This is a genomic window from Paraburkholderia hiiakae, assembly GCF_904848665.1.
Taxonomy (GTDB): Bacteria; Pseudomonadota; Gammaproteobacteria; order Burkholderiales; family Burkholderiaceae; genus Paraburkholderia; species Paraburkholderia hiiakae.
Genome location: NZ_CAJHCQ010000016.1, coordinates 18,749 through 38,085 on the forward strand (window position 1 = coordinate 18,749; position 19,337 = coordinate 38,085).

12 protein-coding genes and 2 pseudogenes are annotated in these 19,337 nt (G+C 64.3%); 10 read left to right on the forward strand and 4 right to left on the reverse strand.

Annotated features, from left to right (window positions below; all coding sequences use genetic code 11):
- Positions 1–259: 259 nt before the first annotated feature.
- Positions 260–1,687 carry an aminotransferase-like domain-containing protein gene (locus JMY28_RS26420; RefSeq protein ID WP_201698847.1) on the reverse strand — a complete coding sequence of 476 codons (1,428 nt, stop codon included), beginning with the start codon at positions 1,685–1,687 and terminating at the stop codon, positions 260–262.
- A gap of 366 nt (positions 1,688–2,053) precedes the next feature.
- Between JMY28_RS26420 and JMY28_RS26425 the strand changes: the two genes are divergently transcribed.
- The 3 genes from JMY28_RS26425 (at position 2,054) to JMY28_RS26435 (ending at position 5,841) form a co-directional block, all read left to right on the forward strand.
- The gene (locus JMY28_RS26425; protein WP_201698999.1) at positions 2,054–3,385 is read left to right on the forward strand and encodes an amino acid permease; all 1,332 of its coding nucleotides are present in this window, start codon (positions 2,054–2,056) and stop codon (positions 3,383–3,385) included.
- Entirely contained in the window at positions 3,385–4,617 is a 1,233-nt protein-coding gene (locus tag JMY28_RS26430; RefSeq protein WP_201698848.1) for an NAD(P)/FAD-dependent oxidoreductase, read from the forward strand. The genes JMY28_RS26425 and JMY28_RS26430 overlap by 1 nt, the downstream gene beginning before the upstream one ends.
- A 75-nt stretch (positions 4,618–4,692) precedes the next feature.
- Entirely contained in the window at positions 4,693–5,841 is a 1,149-nt protein-coding gene (locus JMY28_RS26435) for a branched-chain amino acid ABC transporter substrate-binding protein (protein ID WP_201698849.1), read from the forward strand.
- A 16-nt stretch (positions 5,842–5,857) separates the two neighbouring features.
- On the opposite strand, the gene JMY28_RS26440 is transcribed toward JMY28_RS26435, so the two are convergent.
- Entirely contained in the window at positions 5,858–8,794 is a 2,937-nt protein-coding gene (locus JMY28_RS26440; protein ID WP_201698850.1) for a PAS domain S-box protein, read from the reverse strand.
- Positions 8,795–9,039: 245 nt separating this feature from the next.
- On the opposite strand from JMY28_RS26440, the pseudogene ku reads away from it, so the two are divergent.
- The 4 genes and pseudogenes from ku to JMY28_RS26460 all read left to right on the forward strand — a co-directional run.
- A pseudogene (ku, locus tag JMY28_RS26445) lies at positions 9,040–9,897 on the forward strand (non-homologous end joining protein Ku); the annotation flags it as partial.
- Between the two features lie 60 nt (positions 9,898–9,957).
- A pseudogene (gene ligD / locus JMY28_RS26450) lies at positions 9,958–10,986 on the forward strand (non-homologous end-joining DNA ligase); the annotation flags it as partial.
- A 262-nt stretch (positions 10,987–11,248) separates the two neighbouring features.
- Entirely contained in the window at positions 11,249–12,778 is a 1,530-nt protein-coding gene (locus JMY28_RS26455; RefSeq protein ID WP_201698853.1) for a methyl-accepting chemotaxis protein, read from the forward strand.
- Between the two features lie 184 nt (positions 12,779–12,962).
- Positions 12,963–13,718, forward strand: coding sequence for a helix-turn-helix domain-containing protein (locus JMY28_RS26460; protein WP_201698854.1), 756 nt, complete (start codon positions 12,963–12,965; stop codon positions 13,716–13,718).
- Between the two features lie 78 nt (positions 13,719–13,796).
- Here the strand turns inward: JMY28_RS26460 and JMY28_RS26465 are convergent, their stop codons facing one another.
- On the reverse strand, positions 13,797–15,446 hold the full coding sequence (locus JMY28_RS26465; protein ID WP_201698855.1) for an alkaline phosphatase family protein: 1,650 nt from the start codon (positions 15,444–15,446) through the stop codon (positions 13,797–13,799).
- A 286-nt stretch (positions 15,447–15,732) separates the two neighbouring features.
- Between JMY28_RS26465 and JMY28_RS26470 the strand changes: the two genes are divergently transcribed.
- Complete coding sequence (locus tag JMY28_RS26470; RefSeq protein ID WP_201698856.1) at positions 15,733–16,728, forward strand: Gfo/Idh/MocA family protein; 996 nt, start codon at positions 15,733–15,735, stop codon at positions 16,726–16,728.
- Positions 16,729–16,758: 30 nt separating this feature from the next.
- Here the strand turns inward: JMY28_RS26470 and JMY28_RS26475 are convergent, their stop codons facing one another.
- Entirely contained in the window at positions 16,759–17,694 is a 936-nt protein-coding gene (locus JMY28_RS26475; protein WP_201698857.1) for a LysR family transcriptional regulator, read from the reverse strand.
- A 55-nt stretch (positions 17,695–17,749) separates the two neighbouring features.
- On the opposite strand from JMY28_RS26475, the gene JMY28_RS26480 reads away from it, so the two are divergent.
- Positions 17,750–18,670 (forward strand): MFS transporter, encoded by a 921-nt coding sequence (locus JMY28_RS26480; protein WP_236597053.1) that lies wholly within the window; start codon positions 17,750–17,752, stop codon positions 18,668–18,670.
- A 49-nt stretch (positions 18,671–18,719) separates the two neighbouring features.
- On the forward strand, positions 18,720–19,265 hold the full coding sequence (locus JMY28_RS26485) for a hypothetical protein (RefSeq protein WP_201698858.1): 546 nt from the start codon (positions 18,720–18,722) through the stop codon (positions 19,263–19,265).
- Positions 19,266–19,337 lie beyond the last annotated feature (72 nt).

The window sequence follows — 19,337 nt, forward strand, 5'->3', positions numbered from 1 at the left end:
GCACCAATGCATTCTAGTACCTCATTCGCTTCCTGCTAGCCGAATGTGCGCGCACGCCATGCAGATGGATGTGATGTCCACCAGCTAGCGGAGTGGCGTGAAATGTCGTTGCCTAACATCGCGGACGATATGACCGATCGAGACGCCAGGAAGACCACCCGCAGCGGAAGAAATTGCGGATGGTCGTGCGGATATTCGATGAACTCAAGCCAGAGGCGCGCCCATCGACGCTAGCCCATTGGGGAAAATACGGGTGCGCCTAGATCGTACCGAAGAGCGCGCGCGGCCGGTCCTGCAACGTGCGCGCGAGGACCTTGAGTGCGCGCGCCAGTTGCTCCCGCGAGGTTGCACATGCGAGGTTGATGCGCACGCCGTGCTCGAGCGTCGAGCGGTCCACGGCGAATGCGGCGGCGGGCATCGTGTTCACCCCGCGCGCCAGTGCGTTGGCGGCGAAGTCGTCGGAACGCCACGGGGCCGGCACACGCAACCAGACGAACATGCACGCCGGGTCGCTGTTGAGCAGTTCGCGCGGCAAGATTTCGAGCGCGAGTTCCTGCCGTGCCTGCAGTTCCGCACGCTGCGCTTCGAGTATGAGGTGCGCGGTGCCGTCCTCGATCCAGCGCGTGGTGATGAGCGTGGTGAGCGGCGCGGGCATCCAGGCCGTCGTGCGCACGGCTTCGGCAGCGAGCGCTGCGCCATGCGGCGGCGTGAGCAGATAGCCAATGCGCAGCCCCGGCGCGAGCACCTTCGAGGTGGAGGCCACGTGGAAGGTCAGTTCGGGGCACAGGCTCGCGATGGTCGGCAGGCGCTTGCGCAGCAACGGCCCGTACACGTCGTCCTCGATGATCGCGACGTGATGCCGCCGCGCGATCTCCACGAGCGCGAGGCGCCGCTCGAGGCTCATCGTCACCACGCTGGGGTTCTGCAGGTTCGGCACGGTAAAGATCGCCTTCACCGGCATGCGGCGGCAGGCGTCTTCGAGCTGATCGGGCAGGAGGCCTTCGGCATCGCTCGGGATACCGACCAGTTCGAACTGGAACACGGGCGCCAGCGCCTTGAGGCCGTAGTAGGTCAGCTTGTCGGAGAGGATCACGCCTTCGTGTCCCATCAGGCTGCTCAGGACGGCATAGAGGCCGTGCTGCGCGCCGCTCGTTACGACGAGATTGTCGGGCGAGGGCGTGAAGCCCGGCGCGGCGATCCATTGCGCGCCCGCCGCGCGTGCCCATTCCGCACCTTGCGGCGGCTGGTATTCCTGAGTTTCGGCAAAGCGCGGGTCGCGCGAGATCGATGCCATCGTGCGGGCGAGCTGCGCGAGGAATTCGCCCGTCGCCGGACGGTTGACGGTGAGATCGATCACGCCGCTTGCTTCGGCGCCGCTCGCGTCCGCGCTTCGCTGCGCCGCGGCGCCGACGGCCGGCATGGCCCCGCCGGTGACGATCGAGCCGCGCCGCTTGCTCGCGACGATCAGCCCGCGCGCCTGCAACTCCTTGTAGGCGCGTGAAACGGTCGAAACGTTGATGCCCAGCTCCACGGCCAGATCGCGCTGCGGCGGCAAGCGGCTGCCAGGCGGGTACTGACCGCTGCGCACCTGCTCCTCGAGATTGCGGGAGACCTCCAGATACGTGGCTTGACGACCTTTTGTCTGGATACTGTCATCCGTTTTTGTCTGGTAATCGTCGGCTTTCATGCAAGTAGTAACTCCATACAAAACTCGATCGTCTGCCACATCGCCGTACTGCTCTGAGACACGTCACCCGCGCCGCTATCGTATCTTTAACCTAATAATTCGATATCTGGCAAGAGTTTAGCTGCATATTTCGTGGACCGTAAGGCCATGCGCCAGGGAAATTCCTGGTCTCCACACAAAGTCTTTTCAATTGCACACAAAAAATTATTGTGTGAGTATGAATCCAAGGTTTTGTTTGGCCAGCAGCTCGGCGCAACACGCACTGTATTACAGGAGGACAGGCTCGTGGCAATCCGGCAACCCACACCCGCTTCAGGCGGAACATCCACACCTCTCGGCCATTCGCTGCGCAAGCGGCACGTCACGATGATTTCGCTCGGCGGCATCATCGGCGCGGGGCTCTTCGTCGGCAGCAGCGCCACCATCAACGCGATGGGGCCCGCTGCCTGCCTGAGCTATCTGCTGGCGGGCATCGTCGTGCTCTTCGTCATGCGCATGCTCGGCGAGATGGCGCTGGCGCATCCGGGCGTCGGCTCGTTCACGGAGTTCACGCGCATTGGGCTGGGCGACTGGGCGGGCTTCACGAACGGCTGGCTCTACTGGTACTTCTGGGTGATCGTGGTCGCCGTGGAGGCGGTGGCGGGCGCGGGCATCCTGCAGCGCTGGATTCCCGCCCCGGTCTGGGTGATCGGCCTCGTGCTGCTCTCGGTCATGGCGGTCGTGAACCTGCTCTCGGTGAAATCGTATGGAGAATTCGAGTACTGGTTCGCGTCGATCAAGGTCGCGGCGATCATCGTGTTCATCGTGGTGGGGACGAGCTATCTGTTCGGGTTCAGCTCGTGGCACCAGACCGTGCACAACCTGAGCGGCGACCACGGCTTCATGCCGTTCGGCGCGATGTCGATTTTCGCGGGCGTGCCCACCGTGATCTTCGCCGTGGGCGGCGCGGAGATCGCGACCATAGCCGCTGCCGAATCCGACGATCCGGGCCGCAACGTCGCTTCGATGACACGCTCGGTCATCCTGCGCGTCATCACGTTCTACGTCGGCTCGCTCTTCGTGATTGCGTGCATCGTGCCGTGGGCGAGCATCAAGGTGGGCTACTCGCCGTTCGTGGCCGCGCTCGAGACCATGCATATTCCGGGCGCTGCGGACATCATGAATGCAATCGTGCTCGTGGCCGTGCTTTCGGCGTTGAACTCCGGGCTCTATGTGTCATCGCGCATCGTGTTCCGGCTTGCGGAACGCGGCGACGCGCCGCGCGCGCTGCTCACGCTCTCGAAGAGCCGCGTGCCGCGTCTGGCGGTGCTCGCGAGCAGCATCGTCGGCTACGTGGCGATCGTGGCGGCGATCGTTTCGCCGCAGGGCGTGTTCCTCTATCTCGTCAGTGCATCGGGCGCGGTGATGCTGTTCGTGTATCTCTCCATCGCCGTTTCGCAGATCGTGATTCGCCGGCGCCTGGAGGCAACGGAACCCGAACGGCTCACGTTCAAAATGTGGCTCTTTCCGTGGCTTTCGTGGGCTGTGGTGGCCGCGATTGCCGGCGTGCTCTGCGCGATGGGCTTCGACCACGCGCTCTCGGGCCAGCTCATGGCGAGCCTCGCGAGCCTGGCGGTGGTGTCGGCGGCTTATATGCTGACGCGCAAGAGGACTCACGCGGAGGATTTCCGTGAGCCCGCAACCAACTGGAAGAAGTAATGGCGCAAGTGGCTGTCATCGGCGCGGGGTTCGTGGGGTTGTCGTGCGCTTACTGGCTCATGCGTGACGGGCACAGCGTGACGCTGTACGACGCGCAAGGGCCGGGCGAGGGGGCCTCGTACGGCAACGCGGGCACGTTCGCGAACTACGCGTGCATTCCCGTGAATAACCCCGACGTGTTTCGCAACATCCCGCGCTTTCTGTTTTCGTCGACGAGCCCGCTGCGCATTCGCTGGGGCGACGTGCCAACGCTCACGCCATGGCTCGCTCGCTTTCTGCTGAGCGCCACACCGCGCCGCTACGGGCGCAGCGTGAATGCGCTTGCGCAACTGCTGTCGCGCGCATTCGAGGGTTACCGCGAGATGCTAACCGCCGACCCACTCGCGGCCTTCGTGCGCGAGCGCGAATGCCTCTACCTGTATTCGAGCGCGGCGTCGTTCGAGGCCGCGCAGCCGGCGCTCGCGCTGCGGCGCTCGCTAGGCGTGGAGTTCGAAACGCTCGCGCGCAGCGAGATCGCACAACTGGAGCCGGGCCTCGCGCCGCTCTTCGCTCAAGGCACGCTCTTCAAGGGCAGCTGGTTTTTGAGCGATCCGCGCGGCTTTCTTCAGGCCTTGCATGCGCTGTTGACGCAGCGCGGTCTTGTGCACCGGCGCGTGGCCGTCGAGACGCTGGAGCCTGCGCCGAGCGCGGTGAAGCTGATCGATTCGGCGGGCGACGCGCATGACGCCGAACAGGCCATTGTGTGCGCCGGCGCGTTTTCGGCTCGCCTCGCGCGCCAATGCGGCGACGCGCTGCCGCTAGGCGTGGAGCGCGGCTATCACGTGCGTTTTCCTGGCACCGCTAACCGTATTTCGCGGCCGTGCGGCTGGGCCGAGCGCGGCTTCTACATGACGCCGATGGACGGCGGCATTCGCGCGGCGGGCACCGTCGAGCTGGCGGCCACCGGCGCGGGCAAGAACGCGGACCTGCTGCGGCTTTTAACGCGCTCCGCGCAGGAGGCGCTGCCCGGATTGCCGGAGCCGGACAGCGACTGGCTCGGCTTCAGGCCGAGCCTGCCCGACGCGCTGCCCGTGGTGGGCGCGTCGAGCCGCTCGCCGCGCGTGATCTATGCGTTCGGGCACCAGCATCTCGGCGTGACGCTCGGCGGCGTGACGGGCAGCGTGGTTGCCGATCTCGTTGCGCAACGCGCGCCCGCACTCGATCTCACGCCCTATAGTCCGCGCCGTTTTTAACCCGGTTTCGAGCCATTTACCAGCCATCAGCCACGTAACATTCACCGCAACAGTCTCCCAGTGAGGATGAGCATCATGAACCGCCGCACTCTCGTACTAACGATGGCCCTCGGGCTTATGGGCTTGCACGGCCCCGCGCAGGCGGCCGACCCCGAGGTGGTGAAGATCGGCTTCGCGGGTCCGCTCACCGGCCCGGTCGCGCGCGTCGGCAAGGACTTGCAGTACGGCGCGCAGCTCGCGATCGACGAGGAGAACGCAAAACACCCCGTGATTGCGGGCAAACCGGTGAAGTACGTGCTCGACGTGCAGGACGACCAGGCCGACCCGCACGTGGCCGTGCAGGTCGCGCAAAAGCTCGTGGACGACGGCGTGGTCGGCGTGATTGGCCACTACAACTCGGGCTGCAGCATTCCCGCTTCGGCGGTGTATCACAACGCGAACGTCGCCATGATCACGCCGGGGTCCACCAACCCGGCGCTGACCCAGCAGGGCTACGCGAACGTGTTCCGCACCATGGGCAACGACGGCATAGGCGGCGTGATCGCCGGTAAATTCGCGGTGGAGCAGTTGAAGGCGAAGCGCATCGGCATCATCGACGACCGCACGGCTTTCGGCCAGGGACTCGCCGACGCATTCGAGAAGGGCGCGAAGGAGGCCAACGGCAATATCGTCGACCGCGAGTTCACCAATGACAAAGCCGTGGATTTCCGCGCCATTCTCACGACGCTCAAGCAGAAGAACGTCGACGTGATCTTCTTTGGCGGCCTCGATGAACAAGGCGCGATGCTTGCCAAGCAGATGCGCACGCTCGGTATGCCGGCGCGGCTCTTCGGCGCGGGCGCATTGAAGAGCAATGCCTTCCTGCAGATCGCGGGCCCGGCGGGCGAGGGCACACAGGACCTCGAACCGGGACCGGCGCTCGACAAGCTGCCTTCCGCGCAGGCGTTCGCGAAGCGCTACAAGGCGAGATTCAATCAGGATGTCGAACTGTATGCGCCGTTCGCCTACGACGCCGCGCTCGCCATGATCAAGGCGATCCGCGACGCCGACTCGCTCGACCGCGCGAAGATCGTCGCGAGCTTCCCGAAGGTGACGGTAGTGGGCGTGACGGGCAATATCGCGTTCGATCCGCACGGCGACCTCATCAAGCCGCCTTATACGCTCTTCGAGGTGCAGCAGGGGCAGTGGAAGAGCCTGAGGACGCTTGGGGGCAACGGCGTGTAACAGCGCCTTGGGGTCTTTAGCGCGCCACGAGCAGCTCGATCAGCGTGTGGAAATCGACTGGCTTCGTGAGATGCGAGTCGAAGCCGCTCATGCGCGAGCGCAGCCGGTCGGCGTGCTGGCCCCAACCCGTTAGCGCGATGATCTGCAGGGCGGCGTAGCGCGGGCTTTGACGAATCTGCCGCGCGATTTCGTAGCCGTCCATGCCGGGCATGCCGATGTCGAGCACGACCGCATGCGGCACCGACTGCTCAAGCGCGCCGAGGGCGGCGGCGCCGTCGTACACCACGCGCACCTGTGCGCCCTCGCTCGAAAGCACCATGGCGAGCGAATCGGCGGCGTCGCGATTGTCGTCGACCACGAGAATGCGCTTGCCCACGAGCGCCTTCGCGGTGCGCGCCACGGCCGCCGGGGTCTCGCGCGCTTCGGCCGGCGTCCGCTGCGAGAGCGGCAGGCGCACCGTGAACGTGCTGCCTTTGCCGGGGCCCGCGCTCGCAGCCTCGACCGTGCCGCCGTGCATACGCACCAGATGGCGCGCCATGGTAAGACCGATGCCAAGGCCGCCCTGGTTGCGCTCGGCCGGGCGGCTGATCTGCGTGAACATTTCGAATACCTGACCAATTTGCTCGGCTGACATGCCGATGCCTGTATCGCTCAGCGTGACGACTACGCAATCGCCATCGCGCGTGGCAAAGAGCCGGATCTGGCCGCCCGTGTCGGTATAGCGCGCCGCGTTGTTGAGTATGTTCGCGAAGACCTGCGTGAGACGCACGCGGTCGGCGTCGAGAACAAGCGGTGTGTCGGGCAGCATGATGCTCAGTTCATGGTGCGCCTGATCGATGGCGGGGCGGCTCGTTTCAATCGCATTCGCGATGATTTCCGCGAGCGCGACCGGCGCCTTCACGAGGCCGATCTTGCCGCGCGTGATGCGCGACACTTCCATCAGATCGTCGATCAGCCGCACCATGTGATGCACCTGACGATCGAGCATGTCGAGTATCGGGGCCGAGTCGGCGGGCGGCGGGCTGCGCCGGATGAGATGCAGCGCATTGGCAATCGGTGCGAGCGGATTGCGCAGTTCGTGCGCGAGTGTCGCGAGGAATTCGTCCTTGCGGCGGTCGGCTTCCTTGAGCGCGTCGGCGGCGTTCACGGCTTCGGTCACGTCGATCGAGACGCACACATGGCCGCGAAACGCTCCGCTCGCGGAGAACCACGGCGCACAGCAGGTTTCGAACCAGTGCCAGCTTGCGTCCTTGAGCTTGACGCGCAAGCGGCTCTGGAACGCGCAACGATCGTGCTGCGCGGTCTGAACGCGCGTCAGAAAGCCGGGCAGGTCGCGCGGATGGACGATGGAGTGCCAGCCTTTTTCGAGCAGATCTCCGGAGGTGAGACCGATCGCCGCGAGATAACGCTGGTTCAAATAGACCGTGTTGCCTTGCGTGTCGATTTGCCAGATCAACGCAGGTGACGCATCGGCTAGCGCACGAAAGCGCGCCTCGCTCTCGCGCAGCGCTTCCTGGGCGCCGCGGCGGTCGTCCACGTCGATGTTCATGCCCACCCATTTGCGCACCGTGCCGTCCGGATTCCAGATCGGCGCCGCGCGCACGTTGGTCCATCTCCAGCCGCCCGCGGCGACGTGCAGCCGGAATTCCGCGTTCACCACACGTTGCGCCGCAATCGCGTCCTTCCATTGGCGCAGCGCGTAGGCGCGGTCGTCTGGATGAACGGCGTTGGCCCAGCCTTCGCCGAGCCATTCTTCGCCGGGCTGGCCGGTATATACCGACCACCCCGGTGAGACCGACTCGGCCTGGCCTTGGGCATCGGCTTCCCACACGGCCTGCGCAAAGCCTTCCACCAATGCGCGAAAGCGTTCTTCGCTGTCCACACATTCGGTTTCCACGCGCTTGCGCTCCGTAATGTCCAGCGCGAATTCGGCGCACTTCGAGGCCATGCCCGTGCCCGAAAGCCGGGTGGGCGCGAACAGGCCCCACCAGCGCGTGCCGTCCTTGCGGATCAACTGCCGCTCGTAGGGCTGCGTGCGTCCCGTGGCGGCGAGGTCGGTGACCGCCCGCGTCGTCACACCGAGAAATTCGAGCGGCACGAGCCGGTCCCAGTGCGTCGCGGCGCGCAGATCCTCGCGACTGTAGCCGCTCATCTGCTCGAACGCGCCGTTGGCGTCGGCCATGGTGCCGTCGAGGTCGAAGAACAGCACCCCCACGGTTTCGATGGAAATGGCGGCCTGCAGGCGCGCCTCGCTCTCGCGCAGCGCGGCTTCGGCCTGCTTGCGCTGCGCGGCTTCGTCGTGGAGCTTCGTGTTGATGTTCTGCAGCGTGCGCGTGCGCTCGGCGACCTGCTGCGCGAGATTGTGGCCCGCGTCCTGCGCGTCGACCAGCGCACAGCTCAACTGGTGCGCGGCGCTCGCGCACGAGGCGAGGCTTTGCAGAAGGCGCGCGTCCTCGGCGTCGAAATGTCGCTCCTGCCCGTGTGTCACGGCCCAGACCGTGCCGAATACCGTGCCGTCGACGCGCCAGGGCACATGCAGCGCTTCGCGGATGGGCGGATCGATCGCGCGGTACGAGGCAAAGCAGCGTGCAGGCCGGTCGAACAGGAGCATCGTGTTGCGCCCCTCCGTCGCGCCGCTCGGGCAGTCGTCGCCGGGAAGCATCCGGTCCACGTCCCCGGCCAGTTTGCCGGCCACTGCGTGCCAGCGGAACTGGGCCGTGGCGCCGTCGCGCTCGGGCACGCTTACGCCAGCCGAGTCGGCGCGGCAAAGCGCGAGCGCGAGTTGCGCGAGCATCGGCAGTACACCTGAAGGATTGCCAGCCATTTCCTGTGCGAGCGCAGCGAGCGCACGGCTCTCGCCCTGATAGTCGGGCAGTCGGTTCGGGCGGTTCACCAGAGCCTCGGTGATCAGCGTTTCCTCGACCTTGAGCGCGGGTGCGCCGTTGTCTTGCATGCTGCCTCCGCCTTAGTCGTGCGCCGCGCCGGCATTCGCATCTTGGGTGCAAGGTGCGAACACGGGCGGAGCCCGTTGTGTACGTTAGTGAGCATCGCGTATTCCCGTAGACGAAATCCGCTAGATATAAGTGCGTTTTGTTGCGTCCCTTTGACGGGCGCGCACGCGGAGGTGGGCCGCAAAGCGCGGCGGGCATTGCGTTTGCTTGAAAGCTGCACGATGTGGGAGGCGAGGAGGATGCGATCATGCCACGCGCGATATGGAAAGGTGCTATCACCTTCGGGCTCGTGTATGTGCCGGTCGAGGTGTTCCCGGCTACGCAAAGCGAGCGCACCGGCTTTAACCTGCTTGACCGGCGCACGCTCGACCCGGTCGGCTACCAGCAGATCAACAAGCGCACGGGCAAGCCGATTCAGCGCGACGACATCGTGCGCGGTTACGAGTACGAGAAAGGCGCCTACGTGGTGATTTCCGACGAGGAGATCGAGGCTGCGAGCCCTGAATCCACGCAGACGGTCGACTTGCTCGCGTTCGTGGAGGCGCCGCAGGTTTCGTTTCTCTATCTGGACACGCCTTACTGGCTCGCCCCCGACAAACGCGCGGGCAAGACTTATGCGCTGCTGCGCGACGCGCTCGCGGCAAGCGGCAAGATCGGCATTGCGAGCGTCGTGTTGCACAGCCGGCAGCATCTCGCGGCGCTCGTGCCGGCAGGCCCCGCGCTTGCGCTGCAAACGCTGCGCTGGTCCACCGAGGTGCGTGAGTTCGATGCGGAGCAGAGCCTGCCCAAGCGTGCAAAAGCCGCGGGTGTGAGCACGCATGAACTGCAAATGGCGCGCAAGCTGATCGACGACATGAGCACGGACTGGAACCCCGAAACGTATCGGGACACCTACCGCGACGCAATTCTGGAACTGGCCGAACGCAAGGTGCGCGAAGGCAAGGCGCACGAGCTAACGCACGTCGAGGCGCCCGCGCCCGCGCGGCGCAGTGCGGATGTCGTCGATCTTTCCGAGTTGCTCAAGCGCAGTCTGGGCAAGCGGCGGGCGAGTGATGAGCGCGCGCCGCCCAGGAAACCCGTGTCGAAGCGCGCACGGCGCGCGGCGTGATGTTCGCGGATGCGGCGCAGATAGAGGAACAAGGGGCGAACGATGAAGCACAAGCTCGAAGTCTACGAACAGAAGCGCCGCTTCGATGAAGCGCCGGTGCGGGCGGCAAAGAGCGCGCGCGAACAGAAGGTCGCAAAGCACGCGGCAACGAGCGCGCCAAAGACGGCGAGCCGCACGCGCCGCGCCGCGCACGACGAAGCGGAAGTCGCCGGTGTGCGCATCACGCACCCCGAGCGCGTAATCGACGCGCAAAGTGGATTGCGAAAGATCGATCTCGTTGAGTACTTCGAAGCGATTTCTGCATGGCTGCTGCCGCACGTGCGAGCGCGGCCGGTAGCGCTTGCGCGCGCGCCCACGGGAGTGGGCGGCGAGCTGTTCTTCCAGAAACACGCCAAAGCGCTGCAGATTCCGCACGCCACGCAGCACGCCGGTCTCGATCCAGGCCACGCGCCGCTGCTCACGCTCGACTCCACCGAGGCGCTGGTCGGCGCGGCGCAAATGGACACAATCGAACTGCACACCTGGAATGCACTCGCGGCGAGCATCGAAAAGCCCGACCGCATCGTCTTCGACCTCGACCCCGATCCCTCGCTCGCGTGGGAGCGCATGCTCGAGGCCGCGCAGCTCACGCGCGAACTGCTCGACGCGCTGGGCCTGCGCGCATGGTGCAAGACGAGCGGCGGCAAGGGCCTGCATGTGGTCGTGCCGCTCACGCGCCATGCGGGCTGGGAGGAGGCTAAGGGCTTTGCGCGTGCGGTGGCGAACCACATGGCGGCGACGCTGCCCGATCGCTTCAGCGCGAAGATGGGGGCACAAAACCGCACAGGCCGGATTTTCGTGGACTATCTACGCAACAACCGGGGCGCAAGCACGGCCGCGGCGTATGCGCCACGGGCGCGGCCCGGCCTCGGCGTTTCGGTGCCCGTCGATTGGGACGAACTGCACACGCTCACAAGCGGCGACCAGTGGAATGTCGCGAACGTGCGCGAGCGGCTCGAAGCGTTGCGTGCCGATCCGTGGAGCGACTATGGCAAAGCGCGCCAACGCATCACGGCTTCGATGTGGAAACAACTGGGTGTGAAGTGAAAGCTTATCGTTAGATTGGCGAAATTTGTAAGGCAACAAGGCTTGACATCCCGAGCTTGTCACACAAAAATTGCGCTCCATCCCTCAAGACGGTGCGCAATGCGCCGTTATTGGGAAGAGAGACCGGCTGGCGCTCGCATCGCGCCAGCGATGCATGGTCGGCAGCGCGTCAAGGCACGTTCAGATTAGCCCCGGGGGACAGGGCTGGCCGTGGGCGAGGGCGCGCGCTGAATATAAAACTGATAAGGCGTACGAACGTTTCATGCGAATTTCCACACGACTCCTTCTTCTGGTCATCACGGCGCTGATCGGGTTGATCGCCATTGGCGGCTATGGGCTCGTCAGCCTCAAGCGGGAAATGCTCGACGAAACGCGCGGCAAGATCACGAATCTGCTGCAAATGGCGGAGCATCTCGCCACCTTCTATCACGATCAGGAAGTCGCCGGGACAATGACCCGCGAGCAGGCGCAGGCGGCCACACGGCAGGCGCTCAACCAGCTCAACTATTCCGATCGAAGCTACTTCTGGGCGCGTCTGCCCGACGGCACCACACTGGTTCACCGTAATCTCGCTTCGATCGGCAAGGTCAACCTGGGCAAGGCTCCAGACGGACGGCCTGACACGGATCTTTACCGCGAAATGCTCGCGCGCGAGCACATTCCCGTGATGATGACGATGGCGAAGCACCCCACGACGGGCCAGCTCACGGCGAAGATGAACGGCATCCTGGAGTTCGCGCCGTGGGGCTGGTGGATCGGCACGGGTTTCTTTCTCGACGATATCGACGCCACGTTCTGGCGCACCGGGCGCGTGCTGCTTACGCTCATCATCGCGGCAGTGGCGGGTATCGGCGTGCTGTCGTGGCAGATCATCCGCAATCTCGTGGGCACGCTCGGGGGCGAGCCGCATTACGCGGTGGCGGTCACGCACCGTATCGCCACGGGCGACCTGACCGGCAACGTCGAGCTGCGGCCTGGCGACGAGCGCAGCCTGCTGGCGTCGATTGCGCGTATGCAAACGAGCCTTGTCACCATGATCAGCGAGATCCGCGCGGGCGCTCAGTCCGTGACCACGGGCGCAGGCGAGATCGCCGCGGGCAATACGGACCTCTCTTCGCGCACCGAAGAGCAGGCCGCCTCGCTGCAGCAAACCGCGGCCAGCATGGAGCAGCTCACATCGACGGTGCAGAACAACGAGGCCAACGCCAACCAGGCGCGCCAGCTCGTTTCCACGGCCAGCACGGCGGCGGCCGAGGGCGGTGCGGCGGTGGCGGCGGTGGTGGATACGATGTCGGCCATTCAGACCTCTTCGGAGAAGATGGTCGAGATCACGGGCGTGATCGAGGGCATTGCGTTCCAGACGAATATTCTCGCGCTCAACGCCGCCGTGGAAGCGGCGCGCGCCGGCGAGGAAGGACGCGGATTCGCGGTGGTCGCCTCCGAAGTGCGATCGCTTGCACAGCGCAGCGCGAGCGCGGCGCGCGAGATCAAGGGGTTGATCGATGCATCGGTCGGGCAGGTTCGCGAGGGTTCGGAGCGCGTGCGCGCGGCTGGCGCAACCATGAACAGCATCGTGCGCTCGGTCGAAAACGTCACCGACATCATTGCGGGCATTTCCGAGGCCTCGTCCGAGCAGCGTCTTGGCATCGAGCAGATCAGCCGCGCTGTGACGCAGATGGACGAGGTGACGCAGCAGAACGCGGCGCTCGTGGAGGAGGCCGCTGCCGCGGCGGACTCGCTTTCTGGGCAGGCGCACCGGCTTTCGCAAGCGGTATCGATTTTTCGGACCTGATTCGGCGTTGCGCAGGTGTTGCTTTTCGGTCGCTTGAGCTTGCTCAATAGCCCGCGAAACCGATGCCTGACAAGCCTCAAAGGCCTGCGGTTCTGGTGCGCGGCATTTTGCCACCGGATTGACGCACGCGCATGGTGTGACAATGCGTCGAACTCTTAAAAAATGTTAAAGAAGGAGTGGTTCGATGCTGTCACCCGCCGCAGGATCCGCTATCGTCGTGCGCCAAAGCAGTCGTGCTCCTCTCGCGGGAGCGCAGCCCAGCGCGCGTTGCTCGGGGTGCGCCATGCGCCATCTTTGCATGCCGCAAGGCCTGCCGGCAGAAGACCTGCCGAGGCTCGAAGCCCTCATCTGCGGGGCGCGCAAGGTGCGCCGCGGCGAGTCGCTCTATCGCTCGGGCGACCGCTTCGACAGCCTGTACGCCGTGCGCTCCGGTTCGCTCAAGACGCTCATTGTCAACCGCGACGGCCGGGAGCAGATCACGGGGCTGCGTCTCGCGGGCGACGCGTTGGGCCTCGACGGCATCGCCACCGACGTGCACGCGTTCAGCGCGGTCGCGCTCGAGGACAGTTCGATTTGCACGCTTCCCTACGCCGCGCTCAAGACCTTGTGCCGCGAAAGCGGCACGATGCAGGACCGTCTGCATCGGCTCATGGGTGACCAGTTCAATCAGGAAGCCTCGCAGATGATGGTGCTGGGTTCGCTCACCGCCGAAGAACGCGTGGCCGCTTTCCTGCTCGACGTGTCGTCGCGCAACTGGCAGCGCGGTTATTCGCAGGCGGAGTTCCGTCTGCGCATGTCCCGCGAGGATATGGGCAGCTACCTCGGCATCACGCTCGAAACCGTGAGCCGGATCTTGTCGCGCTTCCAGAAGCGCGGCCTGATCGACGCGCAGGGCAAGCTGATTCGCATCTGCGATATCGAAGGACTGCAAACGGTTTGAGCGGGCTGCTGACGCGGCAGCCATCGAACCTCCGATGACTGCCGCAGCCAGCCGCTCCCTGCCGCTTCCTGCTTCTTCTTACTTCTCGTCGAGCCCCAGCCCCGGCAGGCGGCGCGTGCCCTCGAGCTGAACCGCATGCAGCAGATGCGGGTCCACGTCGAGCGCGCTCAGGATCGTTGGCGCGACCTGGGTCGTGAAGACGTAGTGGTCGTCCGTGCGACCGGCGTGGCGAATGCCGGGGAACGACACCACGAGACCCAGATGGCTGTCGTCGGGCGCGTTGCCGCCGTGCTCTTCATCTTTGGCCGTGCTCGACGTATAGATCACGCCCGGATTCGGCTGCACGATGATGTCCGGCGTGCGGCCGTTCGACGGAGTGCCGAACCAGTCGGCAAGGCGGTCGCCGGTGAGGATGTACGCCTGCGGCCCGTCCGCGCAGATGCCCGGCGCGTTACAGCTCAGATTGGCCTGCAGCGTCTTCACCACGGCGTCCTTCTGGCTCTGATCGCGCAGCCAGATCAGACCCACGTCGTCGGTCTGCACCATACCAGTGCCCGAAAGGCCCGTGCCGTCGTTCAGGTTGCCTGTCTTCGTGTTGTTCTGGCCGAAGTTGCCGTTCGGGTCCAGATAGTTGTTGGCCTCGAGCAGCTTCGTGAGCGTGTCGCCGTTCTTCACGAGCTTCGAGTGATCGGTCGGCGACTGGCCGTGCTTGGCTGTCACGATGATGAGCGTCGACGCGTAGAGGTTGCGCTGCTTCAACTCCTGCACGACGCGGCCAAGCGAGTTGTCCAGGTACGTGATTGCGGCGGCGACCTGCGGGCCCGGCGTGAAGTCGGCGTCGAGATACCCGCCCTGGTCTGCGACAGGCGACTTCTGCGCGACGCTGAGCGTCTGGAAGTTCGTACCGAACATCGTGGGCACCGGCGCGCTCGTCTTGCCCGTCGAATCGAGGCCATCGATTTCGTTGATCAGCGCCTGCACATGGATGTTGTCGAAGACTTCGGTATGTGTGTAGGTGTCCAGATAATACGTGCCCGTCTTCGGGTCGATCGAATTGATCTCGGTGCGCGCCAGATCGTCCACGCCCTTGCCCGAAGGTCCGTTGACCCAGTCGTAGCCCCACGCATGCTTGTCCGCCCAAGCGGTGCGCGAGCCGTGAATGTTCTCTTTGATGACTTCGAAGACCGTGTTCGTCTTGATGTAGTTGTGCGGGTACACGGGCGTGCAAACGCCGTTGACCTTCGCATAAGGAATGGCTTGCGGATTGAACGCGCCGCCGCCGTCGAGGTGAACCAGCGCGCCGCCGTTCTCCCCGTCGATTCCGGTCGTTTCGTCGAACACGACATTCCAGCCTTGCGTGCCCTTGCAGTGCGAATCGAGCGGGGCGTAGAGCGTACGGTCATATGACACGTCATAGAAGAGGCCCGCGCTCTTCGGCGAGCCGCCCGTCACCAGCGCCGTGAGGCCCGGAAATGAGTCGGACAGATGCGGCGTGTGGGCGTTCGTGTAGGTCACGCCCGACTTCGCGAGCAGCGCGAGGTTGGGGCAGGCATTGCTGCCGATGCAACGCGCCACGTCCTGTTCGTGCAAACCGTCGAAACTGATGAGCAGGACGTGCTTCACGTCCTTCATGTCGCCTGCATAAGCCGTTGACTGCATACCTGCGAGCGCCACGGCGCCCGCTCCAACGACTGCGCCTAACCGCGACCACCGGGTCGTATTCTCCATAATCCACCTCGTTTTTCTATTGCATTGTGGGGAACTGCGAGGGACCTGCGCACAGCCCGAGCAATGTGGGGGTGGAAGGCGAATCTCTCGTGACGTTGCGCTTTCATCTTGCCGTCAGTTGTAGTCAGTTGTTACGCGCGCCGATGGCGAGTGAAAAGGCGAGGGTTATCGCGGGTGTAAACTCCTGCAATCGAGCGCACTGCAGTTCTTGTTCGCAGTTTGTGTTGATAGTGAGTTGTATTCAGTCCATTTCAGGCATCACATAATCGAATCCAAAAGGAACGTCATGGCAAAGGATGAAATCGTCTGGGGCATCCTGGGTACGTCGAAGATCAACGACAAGGTTGTCGTGCCCATGCACCACGCGCCGAAGTGCCGCGTAAAAGCGATTGCTTCGCGTTCAGCGCAGAAGGCTCAGGCTGCTGCCGCGAAATATGGTCTCGCGCACGCGTATGACAGTTACGAGGCCCTGCTGGCAGATCCTGAAATCGACGCGGTGTATATTCCGTTGCCCAATCACCTTCACGTGGAGTGGGCGATCAAGTCTGTCGAGGCGGGCAAGCATGTGCTATGCGAAAAGCCGATTGGGCTCGATGCGCAACAAGCCGAACGGTTGATCGCCGCACGCGACAAAAGCGGCCGGTATATCCAGGAGGCCTTCATGGTTCGCACGCATCCGCAGTGGCTCAAGGTGCGCGCGTTGATCGAAGAGGGCGCGATAGGTGAATTGCGCGCGGTGGCCGGCGGCTTTACTTACTACAACACCAATGCACACGACATTCGCAACCACAGCGAACTAGGTGGCGGCGGCCTGCTGGATATCGGCTGTTATCCCATCACGACGTCGCGCCTCATTCTCGGGCGTGAGCCGAAACGCGTGGTCACGCTGATGGAGCGCGACCCATCGTTCGAGGTGGACCGCCTTGGCTCCGTGCTGATGGATTTCGACGGTGTGCAAGCGAGTTTCTTTTACTCCACCCAGGTTTTTCCTTACCAGCGCATGCAGTTTCACGGCACCACGGGGCGAATAGAAGTCGAGATCCCATTCAATGCGCCGAACGACCGTCCGACGCGTCTGCTGGTGAGCAAGCAAGGGGAAGCGGATCGCTGGCTGGAACTTCCGGTGTGCGATCAATACGGCGTGGCAGCGGCGGTGTTCGCCGAGGCGATATTGAGCGGAACGCCCCAGGCGATTCCATTGGAAGACGCCCGCGCGAACATGCGCGTGATCGACGCCGTGTTCCGCTCGGCCCGATCGGGTGCCTGGGAGAGCATTGCGTGATGTTAAAGCGCGGCGGGCGGGTTCAACGGTTCAACGGCCTTTCGTCTGACCCACGCTCGCCTTGCGGCTCTTCACATGATCGATGAATGCGCGCAGCTTTGGCATGATCTGCCTGCGGCTGGGATAGCAGAGGAAGACACCCGGCAGCATCGGCGCGTAGGCGTCGAGCACGCGCACGAGTTTTCCCGCTTTCACCGCATCGGAAACCATCGGCTCGGGTAACTGAGCGAGGCCTATGCCTTCCAGCGCCGCGCCCATCATGGTCGGAAAATCGCTGGCGATCAGCGGTCCGGATACGGCGATCTCCAGGGTGTGGCCGTTGTTTTCAAATGACCATGACGCGAGCGCGCCGTTGGAGCGCCGCCAGCGCAAGCAGGCGTGCTGGCGCAGATCGTCCGTGTGGCGGGGCCGTTTTCTTCCGGTAAAATAGGAAGGACTGCCTACGACAACGAGGCGAAACGGCGGAGTCAGCGGCACGGCCACCATGTCGGCGGCAACGAGCTGCCCCAGCCGGATGCCGGCGTCGAAGCCCTCCGCCGCGAGATCGACCACTTCCTTGCTCACGGCGATTTCCACCTCGACCTCGGGATAAGCCTGGCAGAACGAAGCGAGTAGGGGTTCCAGCAGCAGTGGGACGACCGCGCGCGGCACGGAAAGTCTCAATAAACCCGTGGGGCGCTGGCCGAGTTCGCGCGCCACTTCGCTTGCGGCAACCAGTTCCTCAAAAGCGGGCTTGGCGCGTGAAAGAAACCGCTCGCCGGCTTCGGTCAGCCCGACGCTGCGCGTGGTGCGCACGAAAAGCACCGCGCCAATGCGCTCTTCGAGTACACGCACCGCCTGGCTGATGGCCGAAGGGGTCACCCCGAGGTCTGCTGCCGCCTTGCGAAAACTACGATGCCTGGCGACGCTCAGGAACGCCTCCACACCATCGAGCGCACCCTGCCTGACTGTGAAGTTCTGCTTCATAGCGCATCAACATTGTGATGAATAGTCGCTCGCGGAAAACGATGGTACACCTAACGTGTCGGCCGATGGCGCGCGCGAAGCGCGCCGCGCGGCCGGCTGGATCGACCGCGAAGTCCCGTATTCATTCGGAGAACCGTTGATGAGCACGCCCGCCGTTCCCGTTGGCACTATCCCGCCGCGCCCGGCCTGGCGCACTCTGCGCTGGATCGCGCCGCTCACGTTCCTGTGGATTGCGGTGATCTACTGGCTGCCGGTGATCCCGGGAAGCGGCTTTCAAACCACGGCGCACCAGCTTGTCGCGCAGCTGTTCATGGCGATCGGCTTATGGCTCGGCCTCGAACGCACGGACCTGACGCCCCGCCAGCGCCGCGCGACCTGGCTTGCGATTCTCGTTGCGCATGCGCTTTGGTTTGCAGTCATCTGGAGTGCGGCGATCCATGGCGTTTTTCGATTGAGCGCCTTACCGCCGCCGTTGCCATTGCTGCCGTTGGCGATTTTCCTACCGGTGATCGTCGGCGCGCCGCTATTGCTGCTGTCGAGGCGCATAGGGCAAGTGCTCGATGCGATGCCGGCGGCCTGGCTCATCGCGCTGCAGTTCTACCGCGTGTTTGGCAGTTGGGCGATCGCGGCCTGGCTGCATGGCGCGATGGCCGGCGTCGACGCGTTGCCGGCGGGAACGGGCGACTTGCTGACGGGCCTGTTCGCCGTTCCAGCGGCCATCGCGGTGTCGAGCGGCACGGCGCAGGGGCGCAAGGCTGCAATCGCCTGGAACATTTTCGGGCTCGCCGATTTCGCCGTCGCCGTGACTTTGGGGATGATCACGGCGACTGGCCGATTCCAGTTGATCGCACCGGATATGCCGAGTCTCAACGCGGGCACCTATCCCTATGTGCTCACGCCCGCGTTCGTCGTGCCAAGTTCGATCCTGCTTCACGCGCTGTCGCTGCGCCAATTGTTCCGGCGTCGCGCCGGATGAACTCCCAACATTCGATCCACACATCGGAAAACACCTTGCAGGAGGCAACATGTCACAGGAATCGATCTTCCGTTTGCATCTCGTTCTAGGGTATGTCGCGTGGCTTCTTTGTTTCACCGTGTACATCTGGCCCAGGCTCAAGTCGATGGACCCATTCGACGCGCAACGCGCGATCGCCACGCTGCACAGCTTCCGCTTCTTCGGGCTGGTCTTCGTGCTGCCGGGCGTCGTGAGTCCCGATTTGCCCGCAAGTTTCGGCGTGCCTACGGCCTATGGCGACCTCGCAACGGGCGTGCTGGCCATGCTGGCGCTACTCACGGCAAGAAAGCGTCCGGTTTTCTGGTTCTCCGTCGTGGCGTTCAATCTCGTGGGCGCGACGGATCTGGTTCTCGCCTACTACCACGCTATTCAGGCCGGGGTTCCCGTGCATGCGGGAGAACTGGGCGCGACGTACGCGATCCCCGTGATCTACGTGCCGCTATTGGCGATTACGCATGGCGCCGCTTTTTATCTGTTGCTGCGCGCGCAGCGCAAGGTTGCCGCGCGTAGGGATCACACCGCGAGCGATGAATTGTTCCAACGGAGCGTCCGCTAAACCTTTGCTTACCTGAAAGGCGTTGGGGCAAATTCACTGGACATAGCCCGAACGACGTTGCTCTAATAGGCA